14 protein-coding genes are annotated in these 18,440 nt (G+C 43.5%); 8 read left to right on the plus strand and 6 right to left on the minus strand.

The features are described 5' to 3' along the window. Positions 1-14 precede the first annotated feature (14 nt). The 4 genes from J0L60_03665 (at position 15) to J0L60_03680 (ending at position 6,937) form a co-directional block, all read left to right on the plus strand. Positions 15-2,003, plus strand: coding sequence for a cellulase family glycosylhydrolase (locus tag J0L60_03665; GenBank protein MBN8545210.1), 1,989 nt, complete (start codon positions 15-17; stop codon positions 2,001-2,003). A 130-nt stretch (positions 2,004-2,133) separates the two neighbouring features. Further along, entirely contained in the window at positions 2,134-5,418 is a 3,285-nt protein-coding gene (locus tag J0L60_03670) for a carbohydrate-binding protein (protein MBN8545211.1), read from the plus strand. Positions 5,419-5,439: 21 nt separating this feature from the next. Then, on the plus strand, positions 5,440-6,345 hold the full coding sequence (locus tag J0L60_03675; GenBank protein MBN8545212.1) for a hypothetical protein: 906 nt from the start codon (positions 5,440-5,442) through the stop codon (positions 6,343-6,345). 187 nt (positions 6,346-6,532) lie between these two features. Next, on the plus strand, positions 6,533-6,937 hold the full coding sequence (locus J0L60_03680; GenBank protein MBN8545213.1) for a hypothetical protein: 405 nt from the start codon (positions 6,533-6,535) through the stop codon (positions 6,935-6,937). 54 nt (positions 6,938-6,991) lie between these two features. Here the strand turns inward: J0L60_03680 and J0L60_03685 are convergent, their stop codons facing one another. Both J0L60_03685 and J0L60_03690 read right to left on the minus strand, forming a co-directional pair. Next, a complete protein-coding gene (locus J0L60_03685) occupies positions 6,992-7,522 on the minus strand; it encodes a YceI family protein (protein ID MBN8545214.1) in 531 nt (176 codons plus the stop codon). A 39-nt stretch (positions 7,523-7,561) separates the two neighbouring features. Further along, positions 7,562-8,278 (minus strand): pirin family protein, encoded by a 717-nt coding sequence (locus J0L60_03690; protein ID MBN8545215.1) that lies wholly within the window; start codon positions 8,276-8,278, stop codon positions 7,562-7,564. A 179-nt stretch (positions 8,279-8,457) separates the two neighbouring features. Here J0L60_03690 and J0L60_03695 point away from each other — a divergent pair, with 179 nt between their 5' ends. The 3 genes from J0L60_03695 (at position 8,458) to J0L60_03705 (ending at position 11,550) form a co-directional block, all read left to right on the plus strand. Continuing rightward, complete coding sequence (locus tag J0L60_03695) at positions 8,458-9,462, plus strand: D-cysteine desulfhydrase family protein (protein ID MBN8545216.1); 1,005 nt, start codon at positions 8,458-8,460, stop codon at positions 9,460-9,462. 90 nt (positions 9,463-9,552) lie between these two features. Beyond that, positions 9,553-10,860, plus strand: a complete 1,308-nt coding sequence (locus J0L60_03700; protein ID MBN8545217.1) for an ATP-binding protein — start codon at positions 9,553-9,555, stop codon at positions 10,858-10,860. A gap of 42 nt (positions 10,861-10,902) precedes the next feature. Beyond that, positions 10,903-11,550, plus strand: coding sequence for an RloB domain-containing protein (locus J0L60_03705; GenBank protein MBN8545218.1), 648 nt, complete (start codon positions 10,903-10,905; stop codon positions 11,548-11,550). A gap of 11 nt (positions 11,551-11,561) precedes the next feature. Here the strand turns inward: J0L60_03705 and J0L60_03710 are convergent, their stop codons facing one another. The 4 genes from J0L60_03710 to J0L60_03725 form a co-directional block, all read right to left on the minus strand. After that, positions 11,562-12,161 carry a Crp/Fnr family transcriptional regulator gene (locus J0L60_03710; protein ID MBN8545219.1) on the minus strand — a complete coding sequence of 200 codons (600 nt, stop codon included), beginning with the start codon at positions 12,159-12,161 and terminating at the stop codon, positions 11,562-11,564. A 197-nt stretch (positions 12,162-12,358) separates the two neighbouring features. After that, entirely contained in the window at positions 12,359-13,999 is a 1,641-nt protein-coding gene (locus J0L60_03715; GenBank protein ID MBN8545220.1) for a T9SS type A sorting domain-containing protein, read from the minus strand. Between the two features lie 193 nt (positions 14,000-14,192). Next, positions 14,193-15,629 (minus strand): 23S rRNA (uracil(1939)-C(5))-methyltransferase RlmD, encoded by a 1,437-nt coding sequence (gene rlmD, locus J0L60_03720; GenBank protein MBN8545221.1) that lies wholly within the window; start codon positions 15,627-15,629, stop codon positions 14,193-14,195. Beyond that, complete coding sequence (locus J0L60_03725) at positions 15,626-16,336, minus strand: class I SAM-dependent methyltransferase (protein MBN8545222.1); 711 nt, start codon at positions 16,334-16,336, stop codon at positions 15,626-15,628. Before J0L60_03725 ends, rlmD begins: the two co-directional genes overlap by 4 nt. Before the next feature lie 78 nt (positions 16,337-16,414). On the opposite strand from J0L60_03725, the gene J0L60_03730 reads away from it, so the two are divergent. Beyond that, the gene (locus tag J0L60_03730; protein ID MBN8545223.1) at positions 16,415-18,433 is read left to right on the plus strand and encodes a hypothetical protein; all 2,019 of its coding nucleotides are present in this window, start codon (positions 16,415-16,417) and stop codon (positions 18,431-18,433) included. Positions 18,434-18,440: the final 7 nt, after the last annotated feature.

Consider the following 18,440-nt stretch of genomic DNA (forward strand, 5'->3'; position numbering starts at 1 on the left):
GAAAGAGTTTTAAAATGAAATCTTTGTTGATGTTGTTCCCCGGGGCAGTCTTCTGTTTGATGTTAACGGCTACTCCCTCTGCCCAGGGGTTTCTTAAAGTAAGCGGAAAAACAATTGTTAATGGTAACGGACAGGAAGTCTTTCTTAAGGGTGTCGGTCTCGGTGGCTGGCTTCTGCAGGAAGGTTACATGCTCCACACCTCTGCTTTTGCCAATGCACAATGGCAGATTAGAGCTAAAATAGTTGATCTTATCGGTGAAACAAATACTGAGCAGTTTTATGAAACCTGGAGAAAGAATTATGTCAGAAAAATTGACATTGATTCCATCAAAGCATGGGGTTACAATTCCATCAGGTTGCCGTTTCACTACAATCTGTTTGCCACGAATACAAATCCGCCACAGTTTCTGACTAAAGGGTTTGACATAGTAGATTCCCTTCTCTCATGGTGTGAAGAAAATCAGATTTACCTGATTCTCGACATGCATGCAGCACCGGGGGGGCAGAGCGACGAGCCCATCAGTGACTACAACTCTGCACTACCGTCCCTGTGGCAAAGTGCCCAGAACAGAGACCTGACTGTGAAAATCTGGCGAAAAATTGCTGAAAGATATAAAGACAAACAATGGATTGGCGGTTATGACCTTCTGAACGAACCCAAATGGGATCTCGGAGCCAACAATCAGCCTCTTCGCGATATTTATATTCGCTTGACGGATACAATTAGAGCGGTCGATACCAACCACATTATCTATATCGAAGGTAACTGGTTTGCAACCAATTTTACGGGACTTACCCCGCCCTGGGATGCCAACATGGTTTACAGTTTCCACAAATACTGGAATACCAACAATACCGGTTCAATTCAGTATCTGCTCGACATGAGAAACAGTACAAACAGACCTCTTTGGCTTGGTGAAACAGGTGAAAATTCAAATCAGTGGCTAACCGACATGGCAGAACTGATGAAAAACAATAACATCGGCTGGGCTACCTGGCCCCACAAGAAGATTAAATCCGCTGTGGGTCCCCTCTCGGTTACTCTTTCGCCACTGTATCAGACTTTATTAAATTATTGGGGTGGAAGTGGTCCCAGACCTTCAGCTTCGTATGCGCAAAGTGCCCTTAGTGCCCAGGCAAATGCCTTAAAGCTCGAACTTTGCACATACAACAAGGATTATATCCACTCACTCCTGAAACAGCCCTTCTCGAATTCCACTACTCCTTATGCTGAAAATCTTATCCCCGGGACAATATATGCACCCGATTATGACATGGGAAAACATGGAGTGGCATATTCAGATGCAGCTTATCAAAATACCAACAACGGAACAGCTTACAACTCAGGTTATGAATACCGAAATGACGGTGTGGATATTGAAAAATGCAGCGATTTTTCCTCAAACGGGTATGATGTCGGCTGGATTGACAATAACGAATGGCTTACTTACACCGTGAAAATTCAGCAAAGTGGTGTTTATAACATCTCACTGAATGTTGCTTCGCAAAACGGTGGCGGAAGCATCTTCCTCCTTATGGATGGACAGGGACTCGGCAATTTTCTCAATGTTCCCGCAACAGGTGGCTGGCAGAGCTGGCAGAATGTTACACTCGAAAATGTGAATCTCACTGCCGGAGTCAGAAAATTCATGATCAGATTTTACACGGGTGGATTCAATCTTAGCAACATCGATTTTACTCTTGTTTCTACTGATGTTGAGGACGAAAAGGCTCTTCCTGCTGAATTTTCATTGAGCCAGAATCATCCAAATCCGTTTAACCCTTCCACTGTGGTTAAATACTCCATTCCTTCGGACGGATTTGTTAACATCAGTGTCTTCAACACACTCGGTGAAAAAGTGGCAACACTTGTAAATGACAACTTGAATGCCGGTGAATATTCCGTTTCATTCGAAGCAAAAGACCTTGCAGGTGGAATATATCTTTGCAAAATGGAAACGGGTAACTTCGTTTCCACCAAAAAGATGGTACTGCTCAAGTAGAACCTCAGAGATTCGGAACCTCAGAACTTCGGAGATACCGAGGTTCCGGGGTTCTGAAGTACCGAGGTTCTTGGAAGTACTCAGGTAATCAATTATAATAACTTTAAACTCGCCTGAAAAAGGAGTCATTATGAGTCTGAAAAAATCACAATTCAGATCTTTTTTATTCATGGTTGTGCTCCTTGTATGTCAGGGTGAAATCATCTACAGTCAGTCCGTCCAGGTTGGCAACGGAAGTTACAGCACCGTCCTCCCTTCCGGAGCGGTTGGTCCATCCTCTTCCCAGGGCTCTCCTGTGGTTCCAAAAGTTTCTTCAAATTTCAATCAGCCTGTTCAAACCAATGACTGGTGGAGCAGCCTGATTTTCCCCTTCTATGGCAGTCAGCATTCAAATACGATGTATGTTCTCCCATTGGTTGTTAAAGCGGGAAGTGACGGTCTTGGGATGGGTTACACTCTGAATCCTGTTTACGCTGCTGCAGATTATCTCTATCCGTATCAACAACAGCTTACAGTTGGAGTCGAGGGACTTGCGGCATCAAGAACCCTCGTTGACAGTTATGGTGACTGGACCGTGACAGCTTCATGGAATGATGGGGTCAGATCGATGAAATCGACAATCGGGCATGGTCTGCCTTACGCATTCTTTACCATGACAGGTGGAAATGCGAAAGTAGTGTGTACTGAGAACCCGGTAATATGGTCGAATTCAAACGGAGTGGTTGGTCTGACGGTCGCAGGCAGACATTATGGGATATTTGCTCCTGCCGGTTCGGTCTGGACAGGCACCACAACACTCGTTTCAAACCTTAACGGGAAGGATTTCCTTTCTGTTGCGGTTTTACCCGACAACTCCCCTGCAACTCTTGAGTTTTACAGAAAAAGAGCCTACGCATTTGTTACGGGAAGTACCGTCTCCTGGACCTACGACAAGCAAAATGCAAAAGTGATCTCAAATTTTACACTTCAAACAGTCCTTAAAGACAGCAGTGCCGGAAATCTGAACAGTACCCTGACAGCACTCTTCAGGCACCAGTGGCTGAATACAACCGCACCACTCACAAGCTATTCCTATGTTTCGGTCCGCGGACAAATGAGAATATTTGACGGCAGTACATTTTCAACAACTCACGATTTTAACGGAATCCTGCCGGCACTACCAAATGAGGGAATTTATAATCCTTCGATCCTGGCGGCATATATTGATACGGTTGCCCGCGAAACGCTCCCCGCAGGTCCGATTTATGAAAACGGCAAGGCAATTGCCAGATTCGCAAATGTGGTACACATAGCAGATCAGCTCGGTAAGACCGCTGCCCGTGATCATTTTCTTCAGCAAATTAAAACCAGACTCGAAGCATGGCTTACCGTCGGTGGCGGGCATGAGATGTCGTATATCGCAAACTGGAACACCATTTCTGCATACCCCTCGGGATACGGGGCTGACAACCAGCTTAACGATCATAACTTTCATTATGGCTATCTGATCATAGCTGCGGCTACGGTTGCACAGTATGACCCCCAATGGGCTCTTGAATCACAATGGGGAGGGATGATCAACCTCCTGATCAAGGATTGCGTGAACTGGGACAGAAATGACAGGCGATTCCCCTTCCTGAGAAGTTTTGATCCGTATGAGGGTCACTCGTGGGAAGCCGGTCATGGTGATTTTGGAGACGGTAACAACGAGGAATCAAGCTCCGAGTCAATGAATTTTGCAACCGGGGTGGCTCTCTGGGGCGCGGCAACTCATAATGACACGATTCGTGATCTTGGTATCTATCTCTATGCGAATGAAAGATCAGCAATCGAGCAATATTTCTTTGACATAAACGATGCTACATTTCCTGCCGCATATCCGAGAAAAGCTCTCGGGATGGTTTGGGGAGGAAAGGGAGTTCACTCGACATGGTTTGGTGCTGATCCTGAATTTATTCACGGAATAAATTTCCTGCCAATGACAGGTGGTTCACTTTACCATGGAAGGAATCCCGAGTATATAGGATTGAATTACGCTGAAATGGTGAATGAAATCGGCAGCAAACCCCGTAAGTGGAAAGATGTAATCTGGCAGTGGTATGCTTTCGCCGACCCGCAATTTGCGATGAACGAGTTTTACGCTGATCCAAATTATGAAGCGTTCGACGGTGAGACAAAAGCTCATACTTATCACTGGCTTGGCAATCTCAGGAGAATCGGTAGACTGAATATAACGGTGACGGCAGACATTCCGACTTATGCGGTTTTCACGGCAAACAATCAGAAAAAGACTTATGTCGCTTATAACCCTGGCAACAATCCGGTTGTGGTAAATTTCTCAGACGGCTATTCGATGCCTGTTCCTGCCCGTTCGATGCACTCTTTTAACAGCGACACTTCGGGAGCCGGCCTCCCTGTTGCGGTTCCAATTTCAGATATTTCAAAGGGGAAAGCTCCTCTTACTGTCAAGTTCAAAGGGAGCAACAGTTTTGACAGAAATGGAACCATCACTTCGTATCACTGGGATTTTGGTGATACAACCCAGGCTTTCAGTGCTGACACCACTCATCTCTACAGGTATCCGGGTGTTTACACGGCGGTTCTGACTGTTAAAAACAATCTGAACCTTATTGGCAGAGGTGAAATCGTAATTACGGTTGACGGGAATGGCACACCATACGCAGGTACTCCCAAAACCGTTCCAGCAGTTGTTCAGGCAGAAGAGTACGATCTTGGTGGTGAAGGTGTCGCATATCATGACAGTGATCCGCAAAACAAGGGAGTTCCTTTCCGTGCTAATGAAGGTGTCGATATCGAAGGCTGCGGAGATGTCGGCGGTGGATACGATGTCGGTTGGATTGTTACGGGAGAGTGGATGGAATATACCATCAATGTGAGCGAAACAGGATACTATGAATTATCGACTCGTGTTGCTTCGGTTCCGGGCGGTGGAAGTTATCATATCTCAATCGACGGTGTTAATGTTACGGGAAAGAAGAATGTCCCCGTCACGGGAGGATGGCAGTTCTGGACTGATGTGGTCTCAACCGGAATAAGACTTGAAGCCGGCGTTCATATCATGAGATTTGAAGTCGAGGGACCCGAATTCAACCTGAACTACATCAATGTGAAACGGGATCTTACAGATATTGCCACGGAAGGAAATCAGCCCGTTGAATTTGCACTTGAACAAAATTATCCGAATCCGTTTAATCCTTCAACTTCGATTCGTTTCTCACTTCCTGAGTCGGGACTTGTTAAACTTGCCGTTTACAACTCACTTGGTGAAAAAGTTGAGACGCTTGTGAACAAAGAGATGAATTCAGGATTTCATTCGGTTGTCTTCGATGCAAAGGAATTTTCAAGCGGAGTTTATTTTGTCAAAATGGAATCGGGAAGTTTTGTCTCCGTTCGAAAGATTGTACTTTTAAAATAGCGCGTATATTTATTTTTTGAGATGTATTATATGAAAAACACAGTTAAGATTTTTATTGCAGTCTCGTTGATAATGATATTGTTTGGATGCAAACAGGATGCAGTTTCAACCGGCGGAGATCCACCACCTGTGACGATTACCAAAAGCCCGAAACGGGGGATTGCTTATAATCTCACGAACGCTGCAGACCTTGAAGCTCTAAAAGGCGGTGTTTCATGGTGGTACAACTGGTTTTACACGACTACAGCACCATCAGGCTACAATTCCACATACAAAATGGAATTTATTCCGATGATTTGGGGCGGCACCCCAAGCAACAACGAGATTCTGGCGATTAAAAACTTTGTGCTCAGCCACCCCGAAGTGAAATATATTCTCGTGATGAATGAACCAAATCTCACTGATCAGGCAAACAGAACACCTCAGCAGGCGGCGGTTGACTGGCTAAAGTATGAACAGGTTGCAGCAGACCTTGAAGCTCAGGGGAGAACGATATCTCTCGTCGGACCCGCAATGAACTGGGGGACAATGACAGGTTATTCCGATCCCGTTGTGTGGCTCGATGCTTTTTATGCTGCATATAAAATTGCCAACCCGGGCAAGGTTCCCCGCATCGATTACCTCGCTTTTCACTGGTATGACTACGGCCTTGCCGCACAACTCGACAGGTTGAAGAAATACAACAAACAGATCTGGATAACAGAACTTGCCAACTGGAACGCCAACATCAACTCCTACGACAAACAGGCAGAGCAGATGCGACAGATGGTAGCTATCTGTGAAAGCAGAAGTGATGTATTTCGATATGCGTGGTTTATCGGCAGGGGCGGACTCCCTGACAACAAATATACCTATCTGTTTAATCCGACTCCGGGTGAACTCACAAGTCTTGGGAAGCTCTATATAAATCTTCCGTGGTCGAATTAAATCGTGTCTGATTTCCCGTTCCAATTAAAAGAAAGCGGGATGAAAATCATCATGGTGTGATTTGTATGGAAGTGATTATTTTTCGCTGTTTAATCAGGAAAAATAAATGAATGAAATAGAAACAAATGACAGAAAGCTGACACCTCAGGAAGAAAATGAAGCTCAGTCAGGGCACAGTCTCAATGATATGCTGCAAGAGCTCAGGATACTTTTGCAGGGTGCCCAGGTATTAACCGCATTTCTTATAGTTCTCCCTTTCAACCAAAGTTTTGAAAATATCCATGATTTCGAGAAATGGGTTTTCATTGCAACATTCATGTGTTCCGTTGCCAGTCTGGTATTCTTCAGCGCCCCGGCAGCTCATCACCGCCTCATAAGACCACTTATCCATCGAATGACATTCAAATTATTTGCGACACGAATGATACTAACGGGACTTCTGTTCCTCTCATTCGCACTTATTCTCGTGACACAGCTCGTTGTTTGGCAGGTAATGGAGACAACAGCGAGTGTTTTTGTTACCGCATTTGTTGCGTTGCTCATTATTTTTGTGTGGTGGTTGTTCCCGATCTTTTTGAGGAAGAGAGTATAAAAAAAGCTGCACTCAATTAAGAGAGCAGCTTTTTGGGTATTCCCGAAGAAATATTTAGCTTTTAACGAGCTGCACTTCGATAAGCAGTTTCACATCTTCGCCTACCAGTACTCCACCGGTCTCAAGAGCTGCATTCCATGTAAGACCGAAATCTTTTCTGTTGATTTTTCCTTCAAGAGCGAATCCGGCTTTGGTGTTTCCCCATGGATCTTTCATCAATCCGCTGTATTCAGCATCAAGTGTGATCTTCTTTGTTACATCTTTAATTGTGAAGTCGCCTGATACCTTGAAGTTGTTTTCGTCAACTTTTACGATGTCAGTGGATACGAATGAAAGTTTTGCGAATTTTTCCACATCGAAGAAGTCAGCACTTCTGAGGTGATTGTCTCTGTCAGTATTGTTAGTGTTGATGGAATTGACATCTGCACTGAAAGAGATTTTAGAAGTTTCAAATTTGTCGTCTTCGTTCTCAATTGCAGCTTCGAAGGAATTAAATTTTCCTGAAACATTTGTGAACATCATGTGTTTTACTTTAAATCCGATTTCGGAATGTGTCGGGTCGATTGACCATGTTGACTTTGCCATTGTATTTTTCTCCGGTTTTTTATTGTTTGTTTTTAATAATTAAACTGTCATTGGAACTTCCATCAGGAGGAGGGAAGTATTTGAATCTGCTGCAAAATTTACTGTTTTTGTATCCCACAAGCCAAAACCATCTCTGCTTGCAAGGGGCTGTCCATCTACCTTAACATCGCCGCTCAGAACAAAAACATAGAGCCCGTTTCCTTCACCTTTGATCTGATACTCTGTTGATGTCCCTTTTTCGAGATCAGCCATGTGGAACCATGCGTTTTGATGTATCCAGACACCCTCATCATCTGCTGACGGGGAGAGAATCTGCTGAAAACGGTTCTTCCTGTCCTCTGCATTCAGTGTAATCTGATCATATCTTGGAGTTACATTTCTCTTGTCCGGGAAAACCCAGATCTGCAAAAATTTTACCGGCACCTCTTTGTTCTTGTTATATTCGCTGTGCCTGATACCTGTGCCGGCACTCATAACCTGTATATCACCGTGCTTTATTACCGTGCTGTTTCCCATACTGTCTTTATGTTCAAGATCGCCTTCCAAAGGAATGGAAATGATTTCCATGTTGTCGTGCGGATGTGTACCAAATCCCATGCCCGGTGCAACAAAATCATCATTAAGAACACGAAGTGTACCGAAATTCATTCTTTCGGGGTCATAGTAGTTTGCGAAACTGAAAGTGTGGCGGCTAACGAGCCATCCGTGATTTGCTAGGCCCCGCGTCGCTGACTTGTGTAAAATTGAGCTTGCCATGATTTTAATTCCTTGTTTTCAAAAATTAACTGTACAAACTTACGGTGATGTGGAGCCGCGAAACGATGAACTGGATTATGAAATTCTCTTAATGTAGATTAAGTGTTTTTGGGTTTCCGGAGGTGGGAATCGCCGTTTTTCGTTATTTTTGTCATTTTCAAATTAAAATGGAATAAAAGATGTTTGAAAATATCCCCCGGATAAGTCTGGCGACACTTCCGACCCCGCTTGAAAACGCACCCGCACTTGCCAAACACCTTGGCTTAAAATCACTCCTGATCAAGAGAGACGACATGACGGGTCTCGCACTGGGTGGAAACAAGATTAGAAAACTTGAATTTGAACTTGCTGCGGCACTCGAAAAGGGATGCGATACCGTTATTACGGTTGGAGCTACCCAGTCGAATCATGCGAGGATGACTGCCGCCGCATGCCGGAAAACAGGACTTGATATCAAACTCGTTTTGGGTGGCGATGATGTAAATGAACTGAACGGCAACCTCCTTTTGGATGCGTTGTATGGAGCGGATATCCGATATATAGTCGGAAGTTGTGATGAAGATGTACTGAACAGCGAAATGTACAAATGGTCGGACGAACTCATTTCTTCGGGGAAGAAACCATATACGATCATAATGGGGGCATCCACTCCGCTCGGAGCAATCGGGTATGTTGCAGCGATGAAAGAAATCGCAGACCAGTTCGGAGACCAACCCGTTCAGGTGGTTCTTACTGTCAGCTCGTGCGGCATGTACGCGGGAGTCGCCCTTGGTGCGGCGATGTACATGCCTCAAGCAAAAATCATCGGGATAAGTGTTTCACACGACAAAAAATTTATTGAAAAACGGACCCGGGAATTGATGGCTGAAAGCTGCCGGTTACTTGGAGCTGATCACAGATATGCAGAGCAAGACCTCCACATTTATGACGAATATTACGAAGAATATGCAGTTCCGGTCAAAGGAGCTCAGGAAGCAAGTGCCGTTTGTGCAAACCTCGAAGCAATGATTCTCGATCAGGTATATACAGGCAAAGCGATGTACGGGCTGTTCGAGCTTGCCTGCGCCGGTATACTGAACGGGGAAGTACCCGTGATCTTCATTCATTCCGGAGGAATGCCGGCAATATTTGCGAGACCTTTACCGGTTGGGGAGTATATAAAATTCAGGAAGATCGGGGTTTAATAGTGCCCTTTTAAGATCACAAATAAAATTTTGTTTTTAATGTTTTAAATGCGATATTTGCAGATAATATGCAAAAACATCGGTGAAAACATGTTAATTGAGTTTAAAGTTAAGAATTTTGGTCCTTTTCGAGACGAGATACTTCTTTCGATGGTTGCGTCCAATTATGACAAGACGACTTTTGAGGAAGAAAATGTTGCAAAAATTCCGAATCATGATTTGAGGCTTTTAAAGACTGCTGCTATTTATGGAAGTAATGCATCGGGAAAGTCTCAGTTACTCAACGCTCTCACATGGTTGAGACATTTTGTTGTTTCCGGAGGATCGAGCAGGAATGATCATCTGGAAATTCCCCGTTTTCGACTGGACGAACACTCCGGTTCGAGTCCAACCTCATTTACAATCGTATTTCTCCAGAATGAGAAGATTTTTGAATATGGTATCGTACTCGGAACCAATGTAGTTATTGAAGAATGGTTGAATGTATGGATTACCAACCGTAAAACTGTAATATATCACCGGGATGGGACCGGGTTAAAATCAAGTTCTTTGTATTTCAAGGTAGGTAAAATAATTCAAAAAGCCAAACAGGTTAAAGGATGGAATTTATACCTGACGAAGGCTTTCGAGTATGAACAACCGGGAAATGAACTGATTCTTGAGGTCAGAGACTGGTTTGACAGACTTCGTACATTCCCCGGCAATGATTCATCCGGATTTGAGGTGTTCATGAACGGAAATCACTACAACACTTCGACCAGAGACAGGCATCTTGAATTCATTCGTAACGCTGATTTTAGCATCGAGGATGTCGTTTTCAGTAAATCGAAAGGTTCATTAGTGCTTCCCGATTCGATGGAAGGCCAGCCTGTGTGGGTGGCAGAAGTGTCCCGGTTATTTCATAAAGTACAGGAACTGATTCCCGATAAAACTGTCATTGAATTAAAAACAAAGCATAAAAGATTAAAAAATGACGGAACTTATGATGTCGTAGAATTTTCCCGCTCGGAAGAATCTGCAGGAACTGTAAAGTTTATCGCTCTTGCCGGTCCAATTTTGGATACATTAATTAAGGGGGGTATTCTATTGGTTGATGAACTCGACACCCAATTGCATCCCAACCTTGTTAAGAAAATAATTGAAGAATTTAACTCCCAGGAAAAGAATCCCAAAAACGCACAGCTAATTTTTAACTCTCATAATACTGCCACCCTGGGAAATCTAAGGCGGGATCAAATCTGGTTCGCAAAAAAGGATGGATTGGGGGTTGCAACGGTCGAGCCACTTTCCGATTACAAATACGGACCAAGAAAAGAGGAAAATCTTGAGGCAAGGTATCTCGATGGCAGATTTGGTGCGGTGCCATACTTGGGGAAATTTGGAATTAAAGCAAGCTAGATTTTAAAAAGCAAAATAAGGTGCAACCAGTGTAGAAGAGTTATGGGAAAACCTAAGTTTACAAAACGCAGAAGACCATTTAAGTCACAAATTCCGGTGTTTTACATCTTTTGTGAAGGGAAGAATACTGAGCCGGATTACTTCAACTCTTTTCGGATTTCCACAGTTAAGATCAAACCTCTCGGGTTGGGTCTCAACACCCTTGGGCTGGTTGAAAAAGCAATCAGGTGGATTAAGACGGAAAAATTTGACGGGGCTTCGGATCAGAAGTGGTGCGTATTCGATAAGGACGATTTTTCTTCCGATCTATTTGATACGGCAATAGATAAAGCCGAAAAAAACGGTTTTGGGGTTGCATGGTCAAATCAGTCATTCGAGTATTGGTTGCTTCTTCATTTTGAGGATCATCAAGGGGGATCAATCCACCGGGATGACTACCAAAGCAGGATAAACCGATTTATCAAAGACGAAAAAGCACAATACAATATCGACGGTAAAAAGCAGGTGAGTGAAGCATTTTTCAGGGAGTTGTCAGCTTCTGAACCAGTAAGTGGGGTTCCGAGACTTCATCTGGCAATCAGTCGAGCAGCAAGAATTCATAAAGACAAAATTCTTTCCCTTCCTTCCCGTAGCGAGTCATGTACAACAGTTTACCAACTGATGGAAATTCTTAACGAGTATGTTGAATGAGGTTACTCTTTTTACCTCCCCCTTAAGGCCTCACTTCTTACCTTGCTCAAAAATTCGGGTGTAATTCCAAGATATTGTGCAATCTGTTTTTGAGGGAGAGTATTCACGAGAGTGGGGTATATCTGACAAAACTTCAGGTACCTGTCTTTTGCAGGGAGGGCAAGATTGTCCAGGAGCCGGCGGTGGCTGTTTACGAGTGAGTTTTCTGTGATGATTCTGAAATACCGTTCGAGGGCGGGGACTTTGTCAAAGAGTTCAATCTGATCGCGACGGGTGAGAATCAGCACTTCGGAATCTTCGAGTGCATTTATATTCAGGAAACTTTCCTTTTCGGAAATGAAGCTGTACATATCAGTTATCCACCAGTTTTGGGGAGCGAACTGCAGGATATGCTCGAAGCCGTTCTCATCTATCGAGAAGGAGCGGAGACAACCGTTGATCACAAAAGCCGCTGATTTGGCTATCTGTCCCTCATGAAGAAAATATTGTTTCCTCTTTATTATCCTCTTTGACAGCCGGGAGGCAATCATAGCTTCGCACTCCGGAGTCAGATTGGAGTGTCTTTTAATACCGTCGAATAATTTCTGTGCTGCTGTTAAAATCTCATCCATCTCGTTTTTCCAAAAATTCAATACAAAAATGGGAATTATTATCTAAAAAACAGAAAAACCCGGCACAAAATTCACTAAACCTCCAACTCCATTACTGCATTATTGGATTACTGCATTAAAAAAAGAGGTTGCCCGTTTCCGAACAACCTCTTTCAATTTATGAGTTATTAATTATGAATTATGAGTTGAACTCAAAATTACTTAATTAATTGCATTTTCCTTGTGGCTGTGAAGTCACCTGAATTCAGGCGATAGAAATATGTTCCACTTGGAAGATTTGCAGCATTAAAGGAGACATTGTGTGATCCTGCTGAGAGGTCTTTGCTAAGGAGCTGTCCGACCATTTCGCCCATGCTGTTGTAAACTGCGAGGGTAACAAATCCTGAAACAGGAAGTGTAAATCTGATAACAGTTGAAGGGTTGAATGGATTTGGATAGTTCTGATCGAGACTGAAGGATGATGGAGCCAAATCAACTTCGATTGCATTTGAATATTCAAAGCTGCCGTTGTAGTCGATTTGTTTCAGTCTGTAGGTATATTTACCAGGCTGAACTGCATCTGAATAAGTATAGTTTGAAGTTGAGGTTGAAGTTCCTTTTCCTTCTATAAAAGCTACGGTAGCGAAATCGATGTTGTTTACACTTCTCTGAATTTCAAAACCTTTGTTGTTGGTTTCCGAAGCAGTTGCCCAGTTAAGATCAACTGAAGAGCCGTTTGCATTGGCGGTGAAAGAAGTGAGTTCTACTGGAACAAAATCGAGCCCGAATCTTACATCATCAAAGTAGTAGGTTTTTTCACCTGCAGTTGCACCATTAACTCCAAAATTGAAGAAGATGGAAGCTTTGTTAAGATAAGCGTTGAGGTCGAGGGTAGCAGTTCCAGGAGCAGGGTTTCCGAAATCGAAAACAAGTGTCTGCCATGAATTTGCGATAGCAAGAGTCGCTTCAGTTTCGCATGAGACAGCGCCGTTTTGAAAATTTTCGACTTTCAGTCTTACCTGAATCGGAGCATGTGGAGAGTAAACTCTTACATTCATTCTTTTTTCGTTTGCAGTGAAGGGCACTTTTGCAGAGAAACCTGTCTGCTGTCCACCGGTAACTGCAGTAACTGTTGTTCCTGCCCAAGGTTGAGCAGTTGCAGATTTGATGACTTTGACAACTTTGTTGGAAGCATTGTTTGGATCAACGATGATTGAAGATTGTTCAGCACCTTCAAAACCGACAACACCATAATTGATGGTTGGATCATCCCAGGTAACGGGGAGATTCATCTGGGTAAGTGTTGGTCCGCCGCCGCCCTGAACGAGTCTGATTTCGTCAAAGTAGTATGTGTAGTCTGCACCACCTGCACCAACTGTACCAAGATCGAAAATGAAGACCATTTTAGCATAGGTGTTGGTTGTATTGATAGCTGAGAAATCGAATGTGAGTTCTTCCCACGCATTTGCGACAGTTCCGGTATCTTGCATTTCAAAGGCAATTCCGCCATTGGTAGCGTTTTCAACTTTAAGAAGGAGTCTTGCTCCAACTCTTGGCATGTAAACTTTTACTTTGAATATTTTATTGACAGAAAAATCGATATTTCCTGCCATCGATATCCAGGAACCGCCCCATGGATCACCGGCATTTTTGATCATTTTACCGACAAATCCTGTGGTATTGATTCCGCCCGGGACCGGGTTTGCAACTCTGGTAGCCAGACCGCCGCCGAAGTCGGTGAATGTGTAGTTGAGGGTGCCATTTTCAAAATCGAAAGGGAGGGTTGGCTGACCCTGTGCGAAGAGGGTGCTTACTGAGAGCACTGTGATTACAAAAAAATGAAGGAAATACTTTTTCATTGGAGCTCCAATTGATTAAAGATGAAACTGTTGCACACGGCAATATGAATTCTATTCATCAATAACTGTACCAATCAGAATTTTGCCCTAAAACCCCTCTAAATCAATAAAACTAAAGGGGTTATACAGGTCGTTCAAACAGGAAATTATTAAAATGATAATCCCTTGTTATCTAATTAATAATTGAATCCTCTCACTCCAAAATCAATAGAGCCACATTTTCAATGTGGTATGTATTCGGGAACATGTCAACTGCTCTCATTTTCACAAGTTTGTAACCTTCAGCCAGGAGTTCTTTAATATCTCTTGCCTGAGTCGTTGGATTGCAACTTACATAGACAATTTTTGCCGGTTTTATTTTTATCATATCGGCAAGAGTATTCGGGTGCATACCACTTCTCGGCGGATCAAGAATTACCACATCCGGTTTTGGAATGTCATTTGCTGCCAAAACGGGGAGAAAACTTTTGTAGAGGTCTGCAAGATAGAAATGGAGATGTGGTGCCTTGTTCAAATCTTTATTGATTCCGGCATCCATAATGGCATCGGCAACCGCCTCGAAGCCGTAGACTTCCTTACAGTGTTTCGACATGTAGATTGTTATCGTTCCGGCACCGCAATAGAGATCATATACAATCTCCGAACCCGTAAGTCCTGCATACTCAAGAGTTGTATCATATAGTTTTTCAGCCTGTGAAGTGTTGGTCTGGAAGAAGGAATTGGCGCTTATGCCGAATGTGTAATCACCAATTTTGTCGTAAATTTTTCCTTCACCAAAGAGCACAATCTCATATTCACCCTTTGCCACCTGCGCTTTTGATGAGTTGATGTTGTTTACTATTGTGGTAATCTGTGGAAATTTAGTCCTGAGGGCAGAAGCATAATTGTAAATTACAGCCTGATCCTCACCTGCCGTGACCAGATTGACCATCAAGTCGGGAGTGTTTGCTGACTGTCTGATTACAAGATTTTTGAGATAACCGGTATGTGTTTTGGTGGAATATGCCTCGAAACCAAGCTCCGTAAAGTATTCTCTCGTGAAATCAACAATCTCTTCAGAGACCGGCGACTGCAGTTTGCATTCCTTCAGATCAAGCACTTTGTCGTAAACTCCCGGAACATGCAACCCGAGAAAAAGCCCCTGATTTGTAACATCGGGCTTCCCCGCCTCATCTGAAGTCAGCCATCTTTTTTGCGAAAAAGAAAACTCCATTTTATTTCGATAATAGAACTGCTTGTCAGCCCCGAGAATCGGTTCCTGATCAATATCAGTGATGCCGCCGATATTTTTAAATATTTCAGCTACCTGCTGTTGTTTGTGCTTTATCTGTTCTGAATATACCAGGTCCTGCTGTTTGCAACCACCGCAAACACCAAAATGAGAGCAGAGGGGTTCTACACGCAAAGGGGATTTCTGCAGCACTTCAACAACAACGGATTCGGCATAGTTCTTTTTTGTTTTGATCAGTTTCGCCAGAACCTTCTCACCCGGGTAAGCACCCTGAACAAAAACCACGAATCCTCTTTCATTTTCGGGATTTTCATCATCTTTCAGGAATGCAACGCCCTTGCCTTCGAATGCGTAGCTCTCTATTTCAAGTTCAATTATGCTGTTTTTTACTAATTTCATGGTTTTTGCAGTATCATCGTTTTAAGGTTCATATATTTTAAGGCTCCTCCTTTTACGAGTGAGGTAATCTCGTGTTTCTCCTGAACAAAATCTTTCCGGAACTGCACCCTCTTATCGGCGGGCAGTGACTTCAAACTCGTTTCCAGTAATTTGTAGGATTTAATGTAAAATTCATCAAGGTCATTTGTAAAATCTGCAGAGGATTTTATTACAAATCCCCGGGAGGTGTAGTAAGGCTCAAATTCATCAGCGTAGAGCGGATCCTGTCCCGACTCGGCCCAGATGTCATTCAGAAATGTGGGTGCAGGTTTTTTGTTGCAAAGAATTTCGGAGGTTGTCAGGTGACCGCCCGGTTTAAGAACCCTGCGGATTTGCTTTATCAGTTTGTTTCTGCCCGAAAGTGTAAGGGTTGCCTGACAGAAAACATGATCGAATGATTCGTCCTTATAGTCGAGTGATGCATAATCGACACAGAGAGAGGGAATCTGCTTTTCTTTGGGGGTGTTTGCCTTATACTCGAAAACTTCGGTGTTGTCATCAGATGCAGCTTTGATCGAGGAGAACCCCGCATCAACGAAGAAAGGAACGAGTTGCGGGAAACCATTCCCAAGAATTAGAAGTGAACAATCCCTTTCGGGGAATTCCTTCAGAAAGAATTTCACGGGTGAATCCCCTCCGGGAAGGAAGGGAGATTTATTTTCCGGCAATTTTAATCCATCTTTTAATATTTTTCAAGAAGCAAATTTAAAGATTATTTATTTGATATCATCAGTCCGAAAGTTTTAATGCGATTTCTGCTCATTTTTGTCCTCTTTTCAGCCATGATATTTGCGCAGGCATTCGATCCGGCAAAGATCGACACTTCAAAAAACAGGCTGCCGGTGCCGGGAGATACAACCCGCCTGCCCCGGTCTCCCCGTGACAGTGTAGTTGTGGATACTCTCGTGCCCGTTTATCAAATTCCATTGCATGGAGCTCTCTACGAGTATAATTCAGAATACCTGAGGTATCTGAATTATCGAAATGGTGCTACGCTCTTCTCTCAGTTCCCAGTTGCTTACAACAGAAGCATGGGATTCCTGGGGCTTCCCTCCGAGATTATTTACTATGGTGAGGGACTAGGGAGAATCAGTTTTCTCGAAGATGGAATAGAAATCAACAATCGAACAACAAACACTCTCTATTTTGATGATGTTCAGGAGAGTTATATCGAAAAACTCTCCCTTTACCCATCTTACATGGGATTTTTGTACGGAAATAAACCCAACCAGATGACTTTGTCGATTACGGGACGGGATTTTGTCTCAGGAGCACCATACTCACGGGTAAAATACTTTGAGGGACCTTATGGCGAGGGTTACATCGATGTGCAGTTCAACCAGACGATTAAAAACAGACTGGTCTTTTATACGGAAGTCACAAACCAAAAGGTTGATGACGGCTTCAGAAACAGTGATCTCTCTCTTTGGAAAGGGAAAGTAAATCTGAAATATATCGCTTCGAGATATTTTAATCTTTCGGCAGGATACAACTATGTTCAACAGTCACTTGGTCTCAACGGTGGTGTAAATTACGATTCTGCAAAAACACTTGCAGCTTCAATTCCCGGAAGGACAATAGATGACATATTGTATGATGACAGAGCTGCTCCCGTGAATTTTCTAAACCGATATCAAAAAAATGCTTCACACAGAATTAATCTTAAGGCTTTTGGCTATTTTGCCGGCAAAGGTTATTTCGAAGGGGCATTGTATCACCAGACCAATACCAATGAATTCCGTCAGAATGAGGATTCGTTATTCACAAATGCAAACCGGTTCCTGATTGACAGAAAGTTTTCAGCCACGGGCGGATCGTTCAGAACGACATTCGATACCAAATATTTCGCAGCCGATGTCCATGCAAATTATGATGCTGTAACGCAGGAATCTTTTTGGTTCGACAGTTCAAGCGGAATCTTCGTCCCATCAGGTCTGGCGAGGAAAAACTCCTTTTCTGCAGGGGGCATTCTGACAGGTAAAGCGGGCGGGTTTGCTCTCTCCGGTTTTGGAAAGATTTTTATTTATGACGGGGAGGTTTACACGGGATTTGGTGGTGAAGGGAAAGCCGAATTTGCGGAGTACTTCAAATTCAGGGGCGGAGTTTCATGGCTTAACAGTTTTGAACAGGATTATGGTTACATAAACGCCAAATCTTCCGTCACCAGAGCGGAAGGGGAGCTTGGATATGCCGACGGAATTCTCTCCCTGAAACTTCTGGGTTGGGTTGCAAACACTGACCGCACTTTAGTTGGTACTTTTATGCCAACCATGGACCCGATGGTTGCAATTGGCTTTGTACCTTTGATAGAACCCGAGAACCTCACTTTTGGAGCGGCTGTATCTGCGGATTACAAAATTGGACCATTCTCCTGTTTTGCAGATATCCAATACAACCGCAAAAAACTCAAAGATTCGGGAAAAAACATAATCCCGATGCTCAATTCAAAGGTGGGAATAGTTTTCAGGAACACCTTGTTCAATGATGCTCTCGACCTGAAAACCACTCTTTCATATTCTTACAGAACCTCTTCGGTGGCGACATTCTATAATTTCTTCACTGACCGGGTGCTTTATACCCCCTTCATGGATGATGTTCCGGCTTCGGGACAACTTGACTTCGCTCTTGCAGGTACAATTCAGAAGGTTGCGACTCTCTACTTTTCGTGGGAAAATCTTCTTGGATCAAAATATTATCTTTCATCATATTACCCTGTGTTGCCAAGGAACATCCGATTTGGCATCTCCTGGGAATTTTTGAATTAAGGGGCAA

The sequence above is a fragment of the Ignavibacteria bacterium genome, assembly GCA_017302895.1.
Classification (GTDB): Bacteria; Bacteroidota; Ignavibacteria; order Ignavibacteriales; family Ignavibacteriaceae; genus UTCHB3.